This is a genomic window from Nocardia sp. NPDC050406 (assembly GCF_044459025.1).
Classification (GTDB): domain Bacteria; phylum Actinomycetota; class Actinomycetes; order Mycobacteriales; family Mycobacteriaceae; genus Nocardia.
Genome location: NZ_JBITIM010000001.1, coordinates 661,260 through 676,412, shown reverse-complemented (window position 1 = coordinate 676,412; position 15,153 = coordinate 661,260). Strand labels below are relative to the sequence as shown.

The window sequence follows — 15,153 nt, the reverse complement described above, 5'->3', positions numbered from 1 at the left end:
GTCACGCCCCCCGGTAGGCGGCGACCGCGGCGGCGGGCTCGTAATCGCCGTCGCGGCACACCTGGAATCCGTCGGGACCTTGTGTCACAGCGAGTTTCGGCACCCGAGGATGCATGGACGCGGTCGCCGCCGACAAATCCATGTGATAGGCGGCGGTATTGGGGAACACGACGACATCCCCGGGGACCGGTCGGCGCGGCAGCCACACCTTGTGATTGGTGACGAGATCGCGTTCCAGACACAGCCTTCCGGCCAGGAACACCCCGACGGGCTGCTCGTCGCCGCGGGCGGCGGGCAGCAGCACCGGGTCCACCATCACCTCCTGATCGGCGGGGGTGACGGTGTCGCGGCTGACATCGAGATTCACCAGTGTGATGCCTTCGCCCACATCTTTGACGAACTCCACCCGGGCCACGGTAATTCCGGCATGGTCGACCAGCGCCTTACCCGGTTCCAACCAGATATCGAGCAGATTCTCCGCCGTGACCTGCGCGACGCTGCGACCCCCGTGCGCCGCCAGCCCGGCACCGAGCAGATCGTCGAGCATGCGGGTGGCGGGCACGGTGTTCGCGTACTTGTGGAACACCGGCGTCCCGTGCACCGCACCGCCTTCGAGATGGAAGCCGAAGGTGTTGCCGCCCCACGTCATCGGCTCGCCGCGACCCAACAGCGCCTCCCGCAGCGCCAGGACGTAGCGGTCGAAGGCGTCGCCGTCGGCGGTGAACACCTGCCGGAATCCGCCGCCGATATCGAGCACCGATGGCGTGAGCCCGAGCCCGTAGGCGCGTTCGGTCAGCGCCAGACACGCCTCCACCGCCCGCACCCGCTCCACCGTCTCGCCGGAATCGATGTGAAAAGCGAAGCCGCGCAACGCGATCCTGTCGCGCTGGGCCGCCAGCGCGTCGAGGGCGGCGTCGGCCTGCGACAGCGGTATCCCGAACCGGCTGATCGGAGTCGCGGGGAACCCGGAGAGCCGCACCAGGACCGGCACTCGCGTGCTGTCCCCGGCCAGTTCGGCCACGCGCCGCAGCTCCCACAGGTTGTCGACGTTCACCGTCACCCCGGTATCGACCAGATCCCGCAGGAAACCCTCACCTTTCGGGCCCGTCACCTCGATGCGGGCGGCGTCGAAACCGGCCCCGCGCGCACTGGCCAACTCCTCGGGCGAGGCCACGTCGATGGCGATCCCGGCGCGTTCGGCCTCGCGCACGAAGGCCCGCGACTGATTCACCTTGTGCGCGTAGCAGATTCGATACCCCGACACGCGCGCGTCGAGCACCGCCCGAAACCGCGCCAGATTGGCGGTGAACACCTGCGGGAACACCAGGTGCGCGGGCGAGCCGAACCGGGTCAGCACATCGGCCAGCGCGCCGGGGGCGTCCAGGAAGGCGCGCACCAGCGGATCGATCTCGGGCGGCAGGGTCGGCGCGACGGTCGGCGTCATACGACCTTTTCGGCGGTCGCGGGTGCGGGGGTCTCGACGGTGGGGTTGTAGCCGCTGTCGCGCAGCGCCTCGAAGGCGCGGTGCCGGTTGCGGGGGCTGCGGAAGTCGGCGACCACCCGTTTGGTGATCAGGTCGATCTCGTGCACCGTGATCCCCATCGACTCCAGCGTGCCGGTGATGGTGCGAACGCAGTGCTGGCAGTTCATATCCGGCACCCAGAACGCCCGCTCCTCGGCGGCGAGCTCACCGGTGTCGGACTCCTCGTCCGAGGCGATCTCGGCGAGGGTGAGCCGAGTGGAGATGGCGCAGAACAGTTCGGTGAATCGGTCGATGAGCACCGGCAGGATGCTGTAGTGCGCGCCGTCGAGCTGATGCGGCATGGCGGCCAGGCAGGCCGGTCGGGTGCCCGGCGGCAGCAGGGCGTACTGGCGGGAGATGAGGTCGAGTTCGTCGTGGTACTTCGCGATGGCGTCGGAGACGCTGAGGCCCTCGACGGTGGTGGCGCGCCGCATGATTCGGTGCGCCTCGGCGATGGTGGTGTCCTTCATCGAGCGCAGTGTGGCGACGGTGTCCGCGGAATAGCGCACGGTGCCGTCGGGCTGGGTCGCGAAGGTCACCGCGATCATGCCGCGCCGATACGTCGAGGCCTGCAACTCCCAGTACCAGCGCGTCGCCACCGCGCCGTAGATGCTGGAATCGCGCATGCCGATGGCGAATTCGATGGGTGTGCGATACGGCGTCCACCGCGCCAGCAGCGCGTGCTGGGCCAGGGCCCGCCCGGCGGCCTCGATGCCCACCCGGAAGATGTCGAACGGTTCGTGGTCGGTGGTGGTGCCCAGCAGCACCCCGCGCTCGCGGTCGGTCAGCTGTGAGATCCGGTGTGCCAGTGCGGCATCGGTGGACAGTGCCCGCCACAGCGACAGCACCGTCTCGCGCATGGCGATCGGCACGATCGGCCCCAGCCCGCCGGTGTGGAAATGCCCGGTGTTCGGTATCCCGTCGCTGTCGGTCCAGGCGATCCGGTGCGTCGCCGAGGTGACCTGGTCGGGCCGACACGGCTTCATGAACCGTCCCAGATACAGCCGCTGCGACAGCGTCAGATGCGAGCCGGGCTCGGGACGCAGTGGCGCACAGGTGTATTCGATGCGCGCCCGCGGCGGCAACTGCGCCCCCTCACACAGTCCCGGCCGGGCCAGACAGGCCAGCACCCGAGACGCCGCGCGGCGGTCGTAGCGCGAATCGTGGGCGTTGATCGTCATCGGACCTCCGTGGCAATCGTTGCGACACACTCGGTGAATCGGTCGATGTCCTCGACTGTGGTGTAGATGTGCGTACTGACTCGCACCGAATCCGCATCGGTCGGGGTGCGGTCGGAGGGTACGCAGTGCGCGCCGGTGCGCACCAGGAAGCCGAGTTCGTTCAAGACGAAGCCGAGGTCGGTGGCGGTGATCCCGGGTAGCGTGAAAGATACTATGCCGTAACCGGTTTCGCAGGGAGCATGGGCGGGGCCGGGGAGGAATTCCAGATCCCGGACGCGCCGCAGACCCGTGATCAGGCGCTGGGTCAGGGCCCGGTTGTGGTCGGTGATCGCCGCGAGGCCGAAGCCGTCGAGTACCTCCAGCGCCGCGCCCAGGGCGAGGATGCCGGGCAGGTTGTGCGTGCCGCCCTCCAGCCGGTGCGGCATGTCTCCGGACAGCAAACCCGAATCGTCCTCCGCGACAGCGGTATTGCCGCCGGGCAGGAAGGGGCTGAGCTCGTCGTGGCGGTCGCTTCGGCAGTACAGCACACCGGTGCCCGGTGTCGCGAACATCTTGTGCGCGGAGAGCACGGCGAAATCCGCGCCCAGTTCGGTGAGGTCGAGACGCAGGTGTCCGCCGCTCTGGCTGCAGTCGAAGCACAGCGCGATCTCCGGGTCGATGCGCCCGCGCAGCTCCTCGAGGGTGGTGAGCGCGCCGAACACGTGATGCAGGTGCGTGACGGTGATGAGCCGGGTGCGCGCGGTGATCTTGGCGGCGATATCGGCGGTATCGGCCTCGCCCAGCGCCGTCACCCGATACGGGACCAGGCGGATGGCACGCCCGAACGCGGCCAGCATCTGCCGCAGCCGCAGCCACGGATACACATTCGAGGCGTGATCGCGCGGGCTGTAGAGGATTTCGTCGCCGTCGCGCAGATTCGCCAGACCCCAGGACAGCGCGACCGCGTTGAGTCCGGCGGTCGCGCCGCCGGTGAACACCACCTCGTCCGCGCGCACCCCGAGGAATCCGGCCGTGCGCTCACGCACCCGCTCCAGTTCACGGGTGACGCCGCTGGCCCACGAATGCGTCGCGCGCCCGGCATTGGCGGTCTGCCACGACAGATATCTGGTGACGGCCTCGATGACCGGCAGTGGCTTCTGGGTGGTGGAGGCGCTGTCGAGGTAGACGGGCCCGTCGTGCAGCGCCGGAAACATCCCTCGCGCGTTCGACACCGGGATCACCGCGGCGGGCCGGACGAGACTCGGACCGGCCGACGGAGGCGCTGATGACCGCAACGTGCCGCTCCCTCCGTGGAGTTACGCGCTTCGACGCCACCCACGATACGCAACTTTCAGGTGCGGCTCGAAGGTTCTCGCGGGCAAGAGGTTTCGCCGCAACCGTCTCGTTATGGCCGGTAGGGGGCCTCAGCGCTCGGGACCACCGGGGTTGCACAGGGCGTCGACGGTCTCCTGATAGCCGACGGCGGGCCGCCACGGCTCCAGATTCCAGCTCGGCTTGTCCGGGGCGACCAGGCGCGCCCATTCCCAGTGGCACAGGAATTGGTCGCGCATCCCGGGAGTGTCGGCCTCGGGTGTGGCGGTGAGGATCTCCTGCCAGGCGCGGTCACCGGCGGTGGGGTAGGTGTCGGCGCGACCCGCGGTGGTGGGGTAGACGAGCAGGCGGCGGCCGTCGACGGCGTCGGTCCATTCGGTGTGGTCGATGAGCGGCACCCCGGCGTAGGTGTCGGGTGGCAGCGGCGTCGGTTCGGCGATGTTCTTGGGGACCGAGGCGGTCGGCGCGGCCGCGGTGAACGGCGCTGCGGGTGCGGGTTCGGCCTCGGTGTGCGCGGCCGGGTCCAGGGGGCCGATGACCACCGGCGTGGATTCCTGCGACGCTCCGCAACCGGTCAGGGTCGCCGCGGCCACGCAGGTCAGCAGTGCCCCCGAGAGTCGTGCGCGTCTCCGCATACGGCTGATCCCCTTCCCTGCTGTCCTGCTGCGGAAACCGACGCTACCAGCGTTGAATCCGCGATCACTTTTTGCTCAACGCGGCCGGTCGCGGTTCGGTTCCACTGGCTTTGTGGCCCAGACAGACCATACGATGTCACGCGCGGGGCGACCGGCGAAACCGGCCCGGTCGCGCCCGCCGTGGTAACTGGTTGCTTGCCGCGCGGAGCGAGGGTAGAGGCAGGAGATGTCACCGACTGTGAAATGTCTTGTCTGGGAAGTGGACAAGACACTGTGGGACGGGGTGGTCAGCGACTCCAGCTGTGGAGAGCTGCGCGCCGACGCGGTACGGGCCCTGCGCATCCTGGGTGAGCGTGGCATTCTGCACGCGGTCGCCAGCCGCGGCGAATGGTCGTGGACCGACGCGGAATTGCGCCGCCACGGCCTGCACGACCGATTCGCCGTGATCGAGGTGGGGTGGGGCCGCAAATCCGCGGCCATCCAACGCATCGCGCAAACCCTCGGCCTGCACCTGGACAATATCGGCTACATCGATGCCGAACCGCTCGAGCGCAGCGAGGTCGCCCACGCCCTCCCACAGGTCCGCTGCTACGCGGCCCGCCACGTGGATGTGCTTGCCGCCCTCCAGGAATTCCGTGCCCCCGCCTCCACCGCCCCGCCCCCGACCTCCCCGATGGGTTTCGCGCACGTCTTCGGCAGCTGAGCGCTCACGCCAGCCGTTCCAACACCACCACCGGGATGACCCTGCGGCTGCGCGCCGCGTACGCGTGACGCCTCGGTCACCTCGGCGAGTTCGACGAACCCGGCGATGCCGTGATTGACGAACACGTGGTCGTCTCGACCCAAGCGCTGCCGTGTCAGATCGGCCAGCGCGGCGATATCGGCCATGCTGGCGGCATCGGAGCGCACCACGTGCGCTGCCCGCCCGGCGAGCGCCGTGCGGGCCTGTTCGAGGGTCTGCTCGTTGCGGCCGGTGAGGACCACCTCCGCGCCGCCGTCGAGCAGCGCCCGCACGATCGCCAGGCCCATGCCGTGGGTGCCGCCGGTGACGACGGCCTTCTTGCCCGCGAGCTTGTTACTCATCGGAGTGTGTCCTCTATTCGTTCGAATGGTCGAAATGTCTTCCGCACCAAGGGTGGTCGTCGGCGGGAACGGCGGCAATGGCGATATGGTGAACCAGCGTTGAGCAGGACTGAAGGGGCGTGATGGAGCGGTACGAGATCGAGACGTTCCTGGCGCTGGCCGAGGAGCTGCACTTCGCCCGTACCGCCGAACGCCTGCGCCTGTCGCCCGCGCGCGTCAGTCAAACCATCAAGCAGTTGGAACGGCGTATCGGCAGTCCGCTGTTCGAGCGCAGCAGCCGCCAGGTCTCGCTCACCCCATTGGGGCAGCGCTTCCGCGATGACCTGCTGCCCGGCTACCAGCGCATACAGCAGGCCCTGCGCGACGCCGTCGCCGCGGGGCACGGCCTCGGCGGCCGGGTGCGCGTGGACTACTCCTCGGCGTGGGCGGGGACGGTGTTGGTCCGGGCCGCCGATGTGTTCCGCGCCGAGCATCCGCGGTGCGAGATCGAGATTCGAGAACTGTCGCTGGTCGATTCGTTCGGTCTGCTCCGCGCCGGTGAGGTCGATCTACAGTTGAGCGAACACCCGGTCGACGTTGCGGGCCTCACGGCGGGGGCGGTGCTGTTCTCCGAATCGCCCGCACTGCTCGTGCCCGCGGGTCATCCACTGGCACAGCGGGATTCGGCGACGCTGAACGATCTCGCCCGGGCTCCGCTGCTCACGTTCGCGGGGCTGTCCCCGGCGTTCCAGGAGCTGCACTACCCGCGGCGCACGTCAGCGGGGGAGACCGTCGAGCACATCGAGATGGCCATGACCTTCCACGAGGCGATGTGCCATATCGCCGAAGGCAAGGGGATCACCGTGGTCGCGGCCCGCGCCGAGCGCTTCCACACCCGCGAGGACCTCGCCTTCGTCCCACTGCTCGACGCCCCACCCTTCGAGTACGGACTCCTGTGGCCCACCGCCCGCGCGAACGCGGTCGTCGAGGCGTTCGCGCGCACCGTGTGCCGAGTGGCGCACGATGCACAGGCAGCGCGCTGAGCGGGGACTACAGGTAGCGGACGCCGGTGAGTTCTTCGGCGGCTCGCCACAGCCGCACGCCGGTGTCGGGGTCTTGGGCGCGGCGTGAGATCGCGACGCGCACGGGCTTGCCGATCAACTCCCAGCGCCCTCCGGGACCGAAGTAGTCGGCTCCGCGCGCGTCGGTATCCAGTGCCGCGCGCAGGACGGGTTGCGCGCCGTCGGTGGCGCTTTGAGTGAACCAACCGGTCAGTGCGGTCAGCCGAGGGTGGTAGACCAGCTGGATCAGTGGGTTCTGCTGTTGCAGGATGCGCGTGCGCACACCGCCGGGATGCGCGGCGAGCGACAGTGTCGGCGAACCCGCCGCGCTGAGCCGCCGCTGCAGTTCGACCATGAAGGTCATCGACGCCAGCTTCGACCGTCCGTAGGCGGCGGCCTGGTCGAATCCTCGGGTGAACGCCAGGTCGTCGAAGTCCAGGGCGGCGTCGCGGCGGCGGTGGGTGATGCTGCTGACGGTGACGATACGGCCCGCCGGTGCGGCGGTGAGGGCGTCGAGCAGGCCGCCGGTCAAGGCGAAGTGGCCGAGGAAGTTGGTGCCGAAGTCGGTTTCGAACCCGTCGACGGTGTAGGAGTGTTCGCGGGCCATCACCCCGGCGTTGTTGATCAGCAGATCGATCACCGGCCACCGTTCGCGCACCTGCCGCGCGCACGCGGCGACGGACTCCAGGCTGCTCGTATCGAGGGGGACGACAACCACATTCGCTGTCGGCGCGGTGGTGAGGATATCGTCGCGCGCCGCGCTCGCCCGCTCCCGGTTACGGCAGGCCAGCACCACCGTGGCATTGCGCGCGGCGAGTGCTCGCGCGATCTCGAGTCCGATACCGCTGTTGGCTCCGGTCACCACGGCGACCCGCCCGGACTGGTCGGCTACCCGAGCCATCGTCCACTCTTGGTCCCGCGCGGTGTGGGCCTGATCGAAACTCATTGCGCCTGTTCCTCATCCGCGCCCGCGCCGGGCCGGTCGGCCAGCAGCAGTCGCGCGACCCGGGTCAGTCGCTGCGCCATCTCCGGATAGGTGGAGTGCCCCATACCCGCCTGCACCATCGCGCCGCTGACCGCGAGGTCGAGTGCGTCGAGAACGCCCTCGGGGCAGCCGGGTCCGGCCGCGAGCCGCACCCGCCCGCTCATGGCCGCGCCGATACTCGTGCGCACGCGCGCCACATCCGGATCTCGGCTCAGCACCGCGGCGGAGGCGGCCACACTCAATTCCGGTTCGGCCGCGGCCAATTCGGCCAGCTCGGTGAAGACCCGCGCCAGCCGCTCGGTCGGCGTTCCCTCGACGATCGGCGTCTCGCACCACCGCTCGACGCGTCGCCAGTACATCTCGCTGACGAGGTGCTGTTTGGCGGAGAAGTAGCCGTAGGCGGTGGCATGGGTGAGTCCGGCCCGGCGGCACACCTCGCGCATCGAGAGTTGTTCGTAGCCTTGCTCGCGCAACACCTCGAGGCCCGCGTCCAGGAGACGGTCGACCGTCTCCGTCGACCGGCCCGCCAATGTCCGCCGCACAGGAGCCGCGTTCGGCACCGTTTTCGTCATGCGCCTGACGGTAGGCTAGCCACCTGTAAAGTTCAACGGGTGGCGGCCTTTTCGGTGGCCGCCACCCGTTATCGGAACAGCGATTGCGGGATCACGACGCGAATGCACTCCATGCCGTTACGCACTCGGTGTCGAAACCCGTTCAGGCGGGCGTGGATTCGGCCGCCCCGCCATTGCGGATCTCGACGATCGGCAGCACCAGCGCCGCCGGAGCCGAGGCCGGGACCACCGGATGCTTCGGCGCGACCGGCGCGATGCGCTGGTACCCGGTGCCCTGTTCGGGACGGGTGTCGAGCTCGCCCTTGTTGGGCCACAACGCCGCCGCGCGTTCGGCCTGGGCGGTGATCGTCAGCGACGGGTTCACCCCGAGATTGGCCGAGACCGCCGCACCGTCGACCACGCTCAGCGTCGGGTAGCCGTACACGCGGTGATACGGATCGATCACGCCGCTGTCGCGATCCGCGCCGATCACCGCGCCGCCCAGGAAGTGCGCGGTCAGCGGGATATTGAATACCTCGCCCCAGGAGCCGCCCGCCACGCCGCCGATCTTGTCGGCGACCCGGCGCGTCACGTCGTTGCCCGCGGGGATCCAGGTCGGATTCGGTTCGCCGTGGCCCTGTTTGGAGGTCAGCTTGCGGCCGAACAGTCCGCGCTTGGTGTAGGTGGTGATGGAATTGTCGAGGTGCTGCATGACCAGGGTGATGATGGTGCGCTCACTCCAGTTCCGCACGCTCATGAACTGCAGCAGCGTCAGCGGATGTAGCAGCACCGTCCACAGGAACCGCAGCCAGCGCGGCACCCGTCCGCCGCCGTCAACCATCAGCGTCTGCAGCAGCCCCATCGAATTGGAGCCCTTGCCGTAGCGGACCGGTTCGATGTGGGTGTCGTGGGTGGGATGGATCGAGGAGGTGATGGCCACGCCCCGGGTCCAATCCCGGTCCGGATTCACCTTCCGAGTCGCCGCGCCCACAATGGATTCGGAGTTGGTGCGCGTCAATACGCCCAGCCGCTCCGACATCTCGGGCAGCGCACCCTGATCCTTCATGGCGAACAACAGCTTCTGCGTGCCGCGCGTGCCCGCCGCCAGCACCACGTGCCCGGCGGTGTAGGTCTTGGGCTGCTTGCGCACCCACGCGCCGGTGCGCACGGTGCTCACATCCCAGCTGCCGTCCGGCAGCGGCCGCAACCCGGTGACGGTGGTCATCGGAATGATCTGCGCGCCCGCCTTTTCCGCGAGGTACAGGTAGTTCTTGACGAGCGTGTTCTTGGCGTTGTGGCGGCAACCGGTCATGCACTCGCCGCATTCGATGCAGCCGGTGCGGGCCGGGCCGACACCGCCGAAGAACGGATCCTCCACCGTCTTTCCGGGCTCGCCGAAGAACACGCCGACCGGAGTCTGCACGAACGTGTCGCCGACGCCCATATCCTCGGCGACCTGCTTGAACACCTCGTCGGCCGGGGTCATGTGCGGGTTCTGCACCACGCCGAGCATCTTGCGCGCCTGCTCGTAGTAGGGCATGAGCTCTTCGCGCCAGTCGGTGATATCGCGCCACTGGGCGTCGCGGAAGAACGGCTCCGGCGGCACGTACAGGGTGTTGGCGTAGTTCAGCGAGCCGCCGCCCACCCCCGCGCCCGCCAGGATCAGCACATCGCGCAGCGGATGGATGCGCTGGATGCCGTAGCAGCCGAGCTTCGGGGCCCACAGGAACTTGCGCAGATCCCAACTGGTCTCGGGCAGTTCGTCATCGGCATAGCGGGCTCCGGCCTCGAGTATGCCGACCCGATAGCCCTTCTCGACCAGTCGCAGCGCGGTGACGCTGCCACCGAATCCGGACCCGACGATGAGGACGTCGAAATCGGTTTCGCGCTGAGACATGCGGAACTCCCTGAATGGTGTCGACGGTGACGCGCGTTACGCTAACGCGGACAGTTGCCACTGTCAATGAAGGGTGAACTCACTCTATGCTGAGCGCGTGCCCCGATACAGCCGCGCGCAGCTCGCCGACCTCAGCGGCGTGCCCGCGCGCACCATCCGCTACTACCACTCCCTCGGTGTGCTGCCCAAGCCCGGCCGGGCCGGGAAGGAAGCGGTCTACGGCGACGAGCATCTGAACCGGCTGCGCGACATCGCCGCCATGCAGGCCCGGGGCCTGCGCTTGGACGCCATTCGCGAGGTCTTCGCCGCCGAATCGGCGAGTACCGACTGGCGTGCCGTCTTCGATCCGCGCCAGCCGGTCGCGGACCCGCCGATGGTGATGTCGGACGAGCAGGCCGTCGTCATGTCCGATGACGAGCTGACCGAATTGCTGGGTGATCGCCGGGTCGAGGTGTTCGACGATCTGCTCGCCGCGCAGTACGTCGAACCGCACGGGGAGGACTGGCGTATCCCGGACCTGCCGATGCTCAAGGGCGCGCTCATTCTCTACGACACCGGCACCGACATCACCCTCGCCGGAGCCCTGCGCAAACTCATTCGCACCCATATCGCCGAACTCGCCGACGAGATCGCCCGCACCTTCCGCGACGCCGCGGCGACCAGTTACGGCGGCGAGGGCATCGGCACCGATCTCATGCGCTTCCGCGACCGGTTCCGCGCCGCGGCGTGGGAGGTGGGCGGTGCGACGCTGGCCGACGAGATCGAACGCGCGGTCCGCGAGGTGGACGCCGAAGCCGATCGCTAGGGGTTGCCTCGCGCGCCGCTCGCGGTTCGCTGTGCCCGGACTCACCGACTGGTTGGTCGGTGCATTAAGGCTGCTCACAGCATTGCGGCACAAAATCGAAGGTGATGCCCGACGACACCGACCCCACCGCGTCGGCGCGCCGCGGACCCAAGCACGCGCGCCGCGTCCCCCGCCACCGCGCCCCGGCGACCCCGAGTCCCCGGGCGCGGCGTCTGCGCGGGTTCGGTCGGGTGCTCGCGGCGGTGGCGTCGGTGGTGGTCATGGGGGCGACCGCGGTGGGGTTCTACGCCTCGGCCGGGCTCGACAACGGCTTCGTGCGCTCGAGTGCCATCAGCGCGGAGGACGAGAAGGCCCTCGACGGCGATCTGAACATCCTGATCATCGGGTTGGACAGCCGCAAGGACTTCGACGGCAACGATCTGTCGCCCGATATTCTGGCCGCGCTGCACGCCGGGGACGGCGATGTCGGCGGCTACAACGCCAATTCGCTGATCCTGCTGCACATTCCGAAGGATCTGAGCAAGATCACCGCCTTCTCCATTCCGCGCGACGACTATGTGGCGGTCTCCGGGATTCCGGGCTATTCGAAGGTCAAGATCAAAGAGGCGTACGGCCTGAAAAAGGCCGCGGTGGAACAGAATCTGATGGCCCAGGGCGTCACCGACGCCGTCGAACTCGAGCATCGGGGCCGGGAGGCGGGCCGCGCCTCCATCGTGCAGACCGTGCGCACCCTCACCGGCGTGCCGATCAACCGCTTCGCCGAAATATCGCTGGCCGGTTTCTACGACCTGGCCAATGCCGTTGGCGGCGTGGAGGTCTGCCTCAACAACGCCGTCGACGACAGCGAGTACTCCGGGGCGAAATTCCCCGCCGGACGCCAGCACCTCGACGGCGCGCAGGCACTCGCCTTCGTGCGCCAGCGCCACGGGCTGCCCAATGGCGACCTCGACCGCACCCACCGCCAGCAGGCCTTCCTGATGTCGGTCGCGAAATCCCTCGAGGATTCCGGCACCTTCACCGACCTGCGCAAACTCACCGATCTGGTCGGTGTCGCGCACAAGGACATGGTGCTGTCCACGGGCTGGAACCTACTGGATTTCGCGCAGGTCATCGCCAAGGCCGGGGCCATCCCCGTCGAATTCCGCACCCTGCCGGTGCTGCGCTACGACACCATCAACGGCCAGGACGTGAACATCGTCGACCCCGAGGCCATCAAGAAGGAGGTCCGTACCGCCTTCGGTATGGATCCGGTGCCCGATCACGAACCCTCCACCGCCACAACGCCATCCAGCGCCGTACCGACGACCTCGGTGGCCCCGGGCGGTACGACCGAACCGACACCCAGCGCGGGCAAACCGGTGATCGGCGCGATCGGTGACGGCATTCCCTGCGTGAACTGAGCTCACGGCAGCGCGCGGCACAGGGCGTCCAGGGCCGCGGGAAACGCGTGTTCGGGCGGGGTGCCGTAGCCGATGACCAGGCCGTCTCGAGGCGGCATGGTGGAGTCCGGATGGCGGTAGGGGTGTAGGCCGTCGAGGGCGACCCCCTCGCGGCGGGCCGCGCGCAGGGTCGCCTCCTCGGTGCCGTCGGGCAATTCCAGCACCGCGTGCATTCCGGCGGCGATGCCGCTCAGGCGAATATGCGGGGCGCGGCGGGCCAACGTGGTGGTCAGCAGATCGCGGCGGCGGCGGTAGATGCCGCGCATGCGGCGCAGATGCCGGTCGTAGGAGCCGGTCGCGAGGAAGTCGGCCAGGGTGAGCTGATCGGTGACGCCCGTGAACACCTCGCGGCCGCCTTTGGCGGCGAGCACATCGTCGACGAGCCAGGCGGGCAACACCATCCAGCCCAGGCGCAGCGCGGGGGACAGGCTCTTGCTGGTGGAGCCGAGGTAGACCACACGATCGGGATCCAAGCCTTGCAGTGCGCCGATGGGTTGGCGGTCGTAGCGGAATTCGCCGTCGTAGTCGTCCTCCCAGACCATTCCGCCGCGGGCGCGCGCCCAATCGATCACGGCCGCACGGCGTTCCGGGTGCAGCGCGCCGCCGGTGGGGTATTGGTGTGCGGGGTGCAGCAGCGCCGAGGTGGCCTCGGAGCCGGTGAGCTCGTCGATCCGCGCGCCGTCGGCGTCGACGGTCAATGGCACTGTGCGCACGCCGTTCTCGTGCAGGACGCGGTGGTGCACGTCGAGGCCGTAGGCCTCCACCGCGACCGGGCCGGGCAGCACCGAGGCGAGTAGCCGCAGTCCACCGGCGAATCCGGAGCAGATGACGATGCGCTGCGCGTCGGTGCGCACACCCCGGGCGCGCGCGAGGTATTCGACCAGGGCGTGCCGTAATTCGGGGCGGCCGCGTGGATCACCCACGCCGAAGGCGTCATTGGGGGCGGCGGCGAGTGCGCGCCGCGCCGAAGTGAGCCAGGCGGCGCGCGGGAAAGATCCGGCGTCGGGGGAGCTGGGCAGTAGGTCGTAGATGAACGGTCGGCGCGGCGGGGGCGCGGCCCGGCGCGGGTGGGTCGGCGCGATGGGGGTGGCGCGCTCGGCGACGCGGGTGCCCGATCCGGCGCGCGCCGAGAGCCAACCCTCCTCGGTCAGTTCGGCATACGCGCTCGCGACGGTATTGCGCGCCAGACCCAGATCGACCGCGAGGCCGCGATAGGGCGGCAGGCGCGTGCCGGGCGCCAAGCGACCCGAGCGGATGGCGTCGCGCAGGGCGTCCATGAGTTGCGCGCGTCGGCTGCCCACCCCGCTCAGTTCCAGATGCAGGTCACTTCCGACGGGGCGCTCCGGATCCGAACGCCCCTGGTCCGAATTGACCCACGATTTCGTCACGGGAATGAACCATACCCGGGGTGCATTCGGCTCCTAACGTTCAAGCGGGAACCGAAGGAACCCACCGCGCGGAAGATCCGGCACCGAGCAGCGTTCCCGCTCGACCCGGTGCACGACGAAAGAATCGATGAAACCATGTCTGTCGCAACGACATCCGACGACCGGTTGGACGGCTCGTACTCCGCGGTCAAGGGCTGGTCGGCCGTGGCCGCGGTCACGCTGGGCATTTTCGCGCTCATGACCTCCGAGCTGCTCCCGGTCGGGCTGCTCACGCCGGTGGCCTCGGCCCTGCACGTCTCCGAAGGCGTCGCGGGTCTGATGGTCACCGTTCCCGGCCTGGTCGCGGCCGTCTCCGCGCCGCTGATCACCCTGGCCACCGGGCGCGTCGACCGCCGTATCGTCCTCGCCGTCCTGGTCGGGCTCGTCGGTCTGGCCAATCTGGCGTCGGCCTTCGCGACCGACTTCACCCTCATCCTGGTCGCGCGCTTCCTGATCGGGGTGGCCGTGGGCGGATTCTGGTCCATTGCCGGTGGTATCGCGCTGCGCCTGGTGCCGCCGCATCAGGTGCCCCGCGCGACGGCGGTGATCTTCGGTGGCGTGGAGACGGCGTCGGTTCTGGGCGTGCCCACCGGCACCTTCCTCGGCGACCTCAGCGGTTGGCGCTCGGCGTTCGGCGCGGTCGGTGTTCTCGGCTTGTTCGCCCTGCTCGCCCTGGTGGTGCTGCTGCCCTCGATTCCGGCCCGCAAGACCCTCGAATTCGCTGATCTGCCACGGGTTTTCACCGGCAACGCGGGGGTGCGGGCCGGGCTGGCGCTCACTTTCCTGATCATCACCGGCCATTTCCTGGCCTACACCTTCGTGCGCCCGATCCTGCACGATGACGGCATCGACCACCGGATGACCGGAGTGCTGCTGCTGGTATTCGGCGTCGCGGGTATCTGCGGCAATTTCCTCGCCGGAGCCCTTGTCGCACAGCATCTTCGGCGCACCGTGGTCGGCATAGCCCTGCTGCTCGCCACGGCCATGATCGTGCTCGCGCTGGCCGATCACACCGTGTACACGGCGGCGGCCGCGCTCGTCGTGTGGGGCCTGGGCTATGGCGCGGTGCCGGTCACGCTGCAGAGCTGGATGCTCGACGCGGCCGGGGACGACACCGAGGCCGGGTCGTCGCTGTTCGTCTCGGCGTTCAATCTGTCCATCGCGCTCGGGGCGCTGGTGGGCGGTGTGGCGGTGAACGGACTCGGCACCATCGGGGTGCTGTGGCTGGGTGCGGTGCTGGCGCTGCTCACCCTGGGTGTGGTGGGTCGCCGGTAGTG

The 15,153-nt window shown here is 69.0% G+C and carries 14 protein-coding genes; 5 read left to right on the top strand and 9 right to left on the bottom strand.

The annotated features are described in order from the left end of the window. Position 1: 1 nt before the first annotated feature. The 4 genes from ACIBH2_RS03100 to ACIBH2_RS03085 all read right to left on the bottom strand — a co-directional run bounded on the left by ACIBH2_RS03100 (position 2) and on the right by ACIBH2_RS03085 (position 4,649). A complete protein-coding gene (locus ACIBH2_RS03100; RefSeq protein ID WP_397112833.1) occupies positions 2-1,444 on the bottom strand; it encodes an alanine racemase in 1,443 nt (480 codons plus the stop codon). Next, positions 1,441-2,703: a heavy-metal-associated domain-containing protein gene (locus ACIBH2_RS03095; protein ID WP_397112831.1), complete on the bottom strand. Its 1,263-nt coding sequence runs from the start codon at positions 2,701-2,703 to the stop codon at positions 1,441-1,443. The genes ACIBH2_RS03100 and ACIBH2_RS03095 overlap by 4 nt, the downstream gene beginning before the upstream one ends. Continuing rightward, positions 2,700-3,914, bottom strand: coding sequence for an aminotransferase class V-fold PLP-dependent enzyme (locus tag ACIBH2_RS03090; protein ID WP_397112829.1), 1,215 nt, complete (start codon positions 3,912-3,914; stop codon positions 2,700-2,702). The genes ACIBH2_RS03095 and ACIBH2_RS03090 overlap by 4 nt, the downstream gene beginning before the upstream one ends. A 192-nt stretch (positions 3,915-4,106) precedes the next feature. After that, a complete protein-coding gene (locus ACIBH2_RS03085) occupies positions 4,107-4,649 on the bottom strand; it encodes a DUF2599 domain-containing protein (RefSeq protein ID WP_397112827.1) in 543 nt (180 codons plus the stop codon). 259 nt (positions 4,650-4,908) lie between these two features. Here ACIBH2_RS03085 and ACIBH2_RS03080 point away from each other — a divergent pair, with 259 nt between their 5' ends. After that, entirely contained in the window at positions 4,909-5,352 is a 444-nt protein-coding gene (locus ACIBH2_RS03080; protein WP_397112825.1) for a hypothetical protein, read from the top strand. On the opposite strand, the gene ACIBH2_RS03075 is transcribed toward ACIBH2_RS03080, so the two are convergent. Beyond that, positions 5,238-5,732: an SDR family NAD(P)-dependent oxidoreductase gene (locus tag ACIBH2_RS03075; RefSeq protein WP_397112823.1), complete on the bottom strand. Its 495-nt coding sequence runs from the start codon at positions 5,730-5,732 to the stop codon at positions 5,238-5,240. The genes ACIBH2_RS03080 and ACIBH2_RS03075 overlap by 115 nt on opposite strands. A gap of 122 nt (positions 5,733-5,854) precedes the next feature. On the opposite strand from ACIBH2_RS03075, the gene ACIBH2_RS03070 reads away from it, so the two are divergent. After that, a complete protein-coding gene (locus tag ACIBH2_RS03070) occupies positions 5,855-6,754 on the top strand; it encodes a LysR family transcriptional regulator (RefSeq protein ID WP_397112821.1) in 900 nt (299 codons plus the stop codon). Positions 6,755-6,761: 7 nt separating this feature from the next. Here the strand turns inward: ACIBH2_RS03070 and ACIBH2_RS03065 are convergent, their stop codons facing one another. The 3 genes from ACIBH2_RS03065 to ACIBH2_RS03055 all read right to left on the bottom strand — a co-directional run bounded on the left by ACIBH2_RS03065 (position 6,762) and on the right by ACIBH2_RS03055 (position 10,205). Further along, a complete protein-coding gene (locus ACIBH2_RS03065) occupies positions 6,762-7,718 on the bottom strand; it encodes an oxidoreductase (RefSeq protein WP_397112819.1) in 957 nt (318 codons plus the stop codon). Next, complete coding sequence (locus tag ACIBH2_RS03060; RefSeq protein WP_397112817.1) at positions 7,715-8,329, bottom strand: TetR/AcrR family transcriptional regulator; 615 nt, start codon at positions 8,327-8,329, stop codon at positions 7,715-7,717. The genes ACIBH2_RS03065 and ACIBH2_RS03060 overlap by 4 nt, the downstream gene beginning before the upstream one ends. Before the next feature lie 142 nt (positions 8,330-8,471). After that, a complete protein-coding gene (locus tag ACIBH2_RS03055; RefSeq protein ID WP_397112815.1) occupies positions 8,472-10,205 on the bottom strand; it encodes a GMC oxidoreductase in 1,734 nt (577 codons plus the stop codon). A gap of 97 nt (positions 10,206-10,302) precedes the next feature. On the opposite strand from ACIBH2_RS03055, the gene ACIBH2_RS03050 reads away from it, so the two are divergent. Both ACIBH2_RS03050 and ACIBH2_RS03045 read left to right on the top strand, forming a co-directional pair. Continuing rightward, entirely contained in the window at positions 10,303-11,010 is a 708-nt protein-coding gene (locus ACIBH2_RS03050; RefSeq protein WP_397112813.1) for a MerR family transcriptional regulator, read from the top strand. A 104-nt stretch (positions 11,011-11,114) separates the two neighbouring features. Next, entirely contained in the window at positions 11,115-12,410 is a 1,296-nt protein-coding gene (locus ACIBH2_RS03045) for an LCP family protein (RefSeq protein ID WP_397112811.1), read from the top strand. A gap of 2 nt (positions 12,411-12,412) precedes the next feature. Here ACIBH2_RS03045 and ACIBH2_RS03040 read toward each other — a convergent pair whose 3' ends face one another. Further along, the gene (locus ACIBH2_RS03040; protein WP_397112809.1) at positions 12,413-13,837 is read right to left on the bottom strand and encodes a PLP-dependent aminotransferase family protein; all 1,425 of its coding nucleotides are present in this window, start codon (positions 13,835-13,837) and stop codon (positions 12,413-12,415) included. Positions 13,838-13,972: 135 nt separating this feature from the next. Here ACIBH2_RS03040 and ACIBH2_RS03035 point away from each other — a divergent pair, with 135 nt between their 5' ends. Next, positions 13,973-15,151, top strand: a complete 1,179-nt coding sequence (locus ACIBH2_RS03035) for an MFS transporter (RefSeq protein WP_397112807.1) — start codon at positions 13,973-13,975, stop codon at positions 15,149-15,151. Positions 15,152-15,153: the final 2 nt, after the last annotated feature.

Coding starts and splice junctions, on each gene's coding strand:
- ACIBH2_RS03065 (WP_397112819.1), bottom strand. CDS start 7,718: ATGAGTTTCGATCAGGCCCACACCGCGCGGGACCAAGAGTGGACGATG.
- ACIBH2_RS03075 (WP_397112823.1), bottom strand. CDS start 5,732: ATGAGTAACAAGCTCGCGGGCAAGAAGGCCGTCGTCACCGGCGGCACC.
- ACIBH2_RS03085 (WP_397112827.1), bottom strand. CDS start 4,649: ATGCGGAGACGCGCACGACTCTCGGGGGCACTGCTGACCTGCGTGGCC.
- ACIBH2_RS03055 (WP_397112815.1), bottom strand. CDS start 10,205: ATGTCTCAGCGCGAAACCGATTTCGACGTCCTCATCGTCGGGTCCGGA.
- ACIBH2_RS03070 (WP_397112821.1), top strand. CDS start 5,855: ATGGAGCGGTACGAGATCGAGACGTTCCTGGCGCTGGCCGAGGAGCTG.
- ACIBH2_RS03100 (WP_397112833.1), bottom strand. CDS start 1,444: ATGACGCCGACCGTCGCGCCGACCCTGCCGCCCGAGATCGATCCGCTG.
- ACIBH2_RS03035 (WP_397112807.1), top strand. CDS start 13,973: ATGTCTGTCGCAACGACATCCGACGACCGGTTGGACGGCTCGTACTCC.
- ACIBH2_RS03095 (WP_397112831.1), bottom strand. CDS start 2,703: ATGACGATCAACGCCCACGATTCGCGCTACGACCGCCGCGCGGCGTCT.
- ACIBH2_RS03060 (WP_397112817.1), bottom strand. CDS start 8,329: ATGACGAAAACGGTGCCGAACGCGGCTCCTGTGCGGCGGACATTGGCG.
- ACIBH2_RS03045 (WP_397112811.1), top strand. CDS start 11,115: ATGCCCGACGACACCGACCCCACCGCGTCGGCGCGCCGCGGACCCAAG.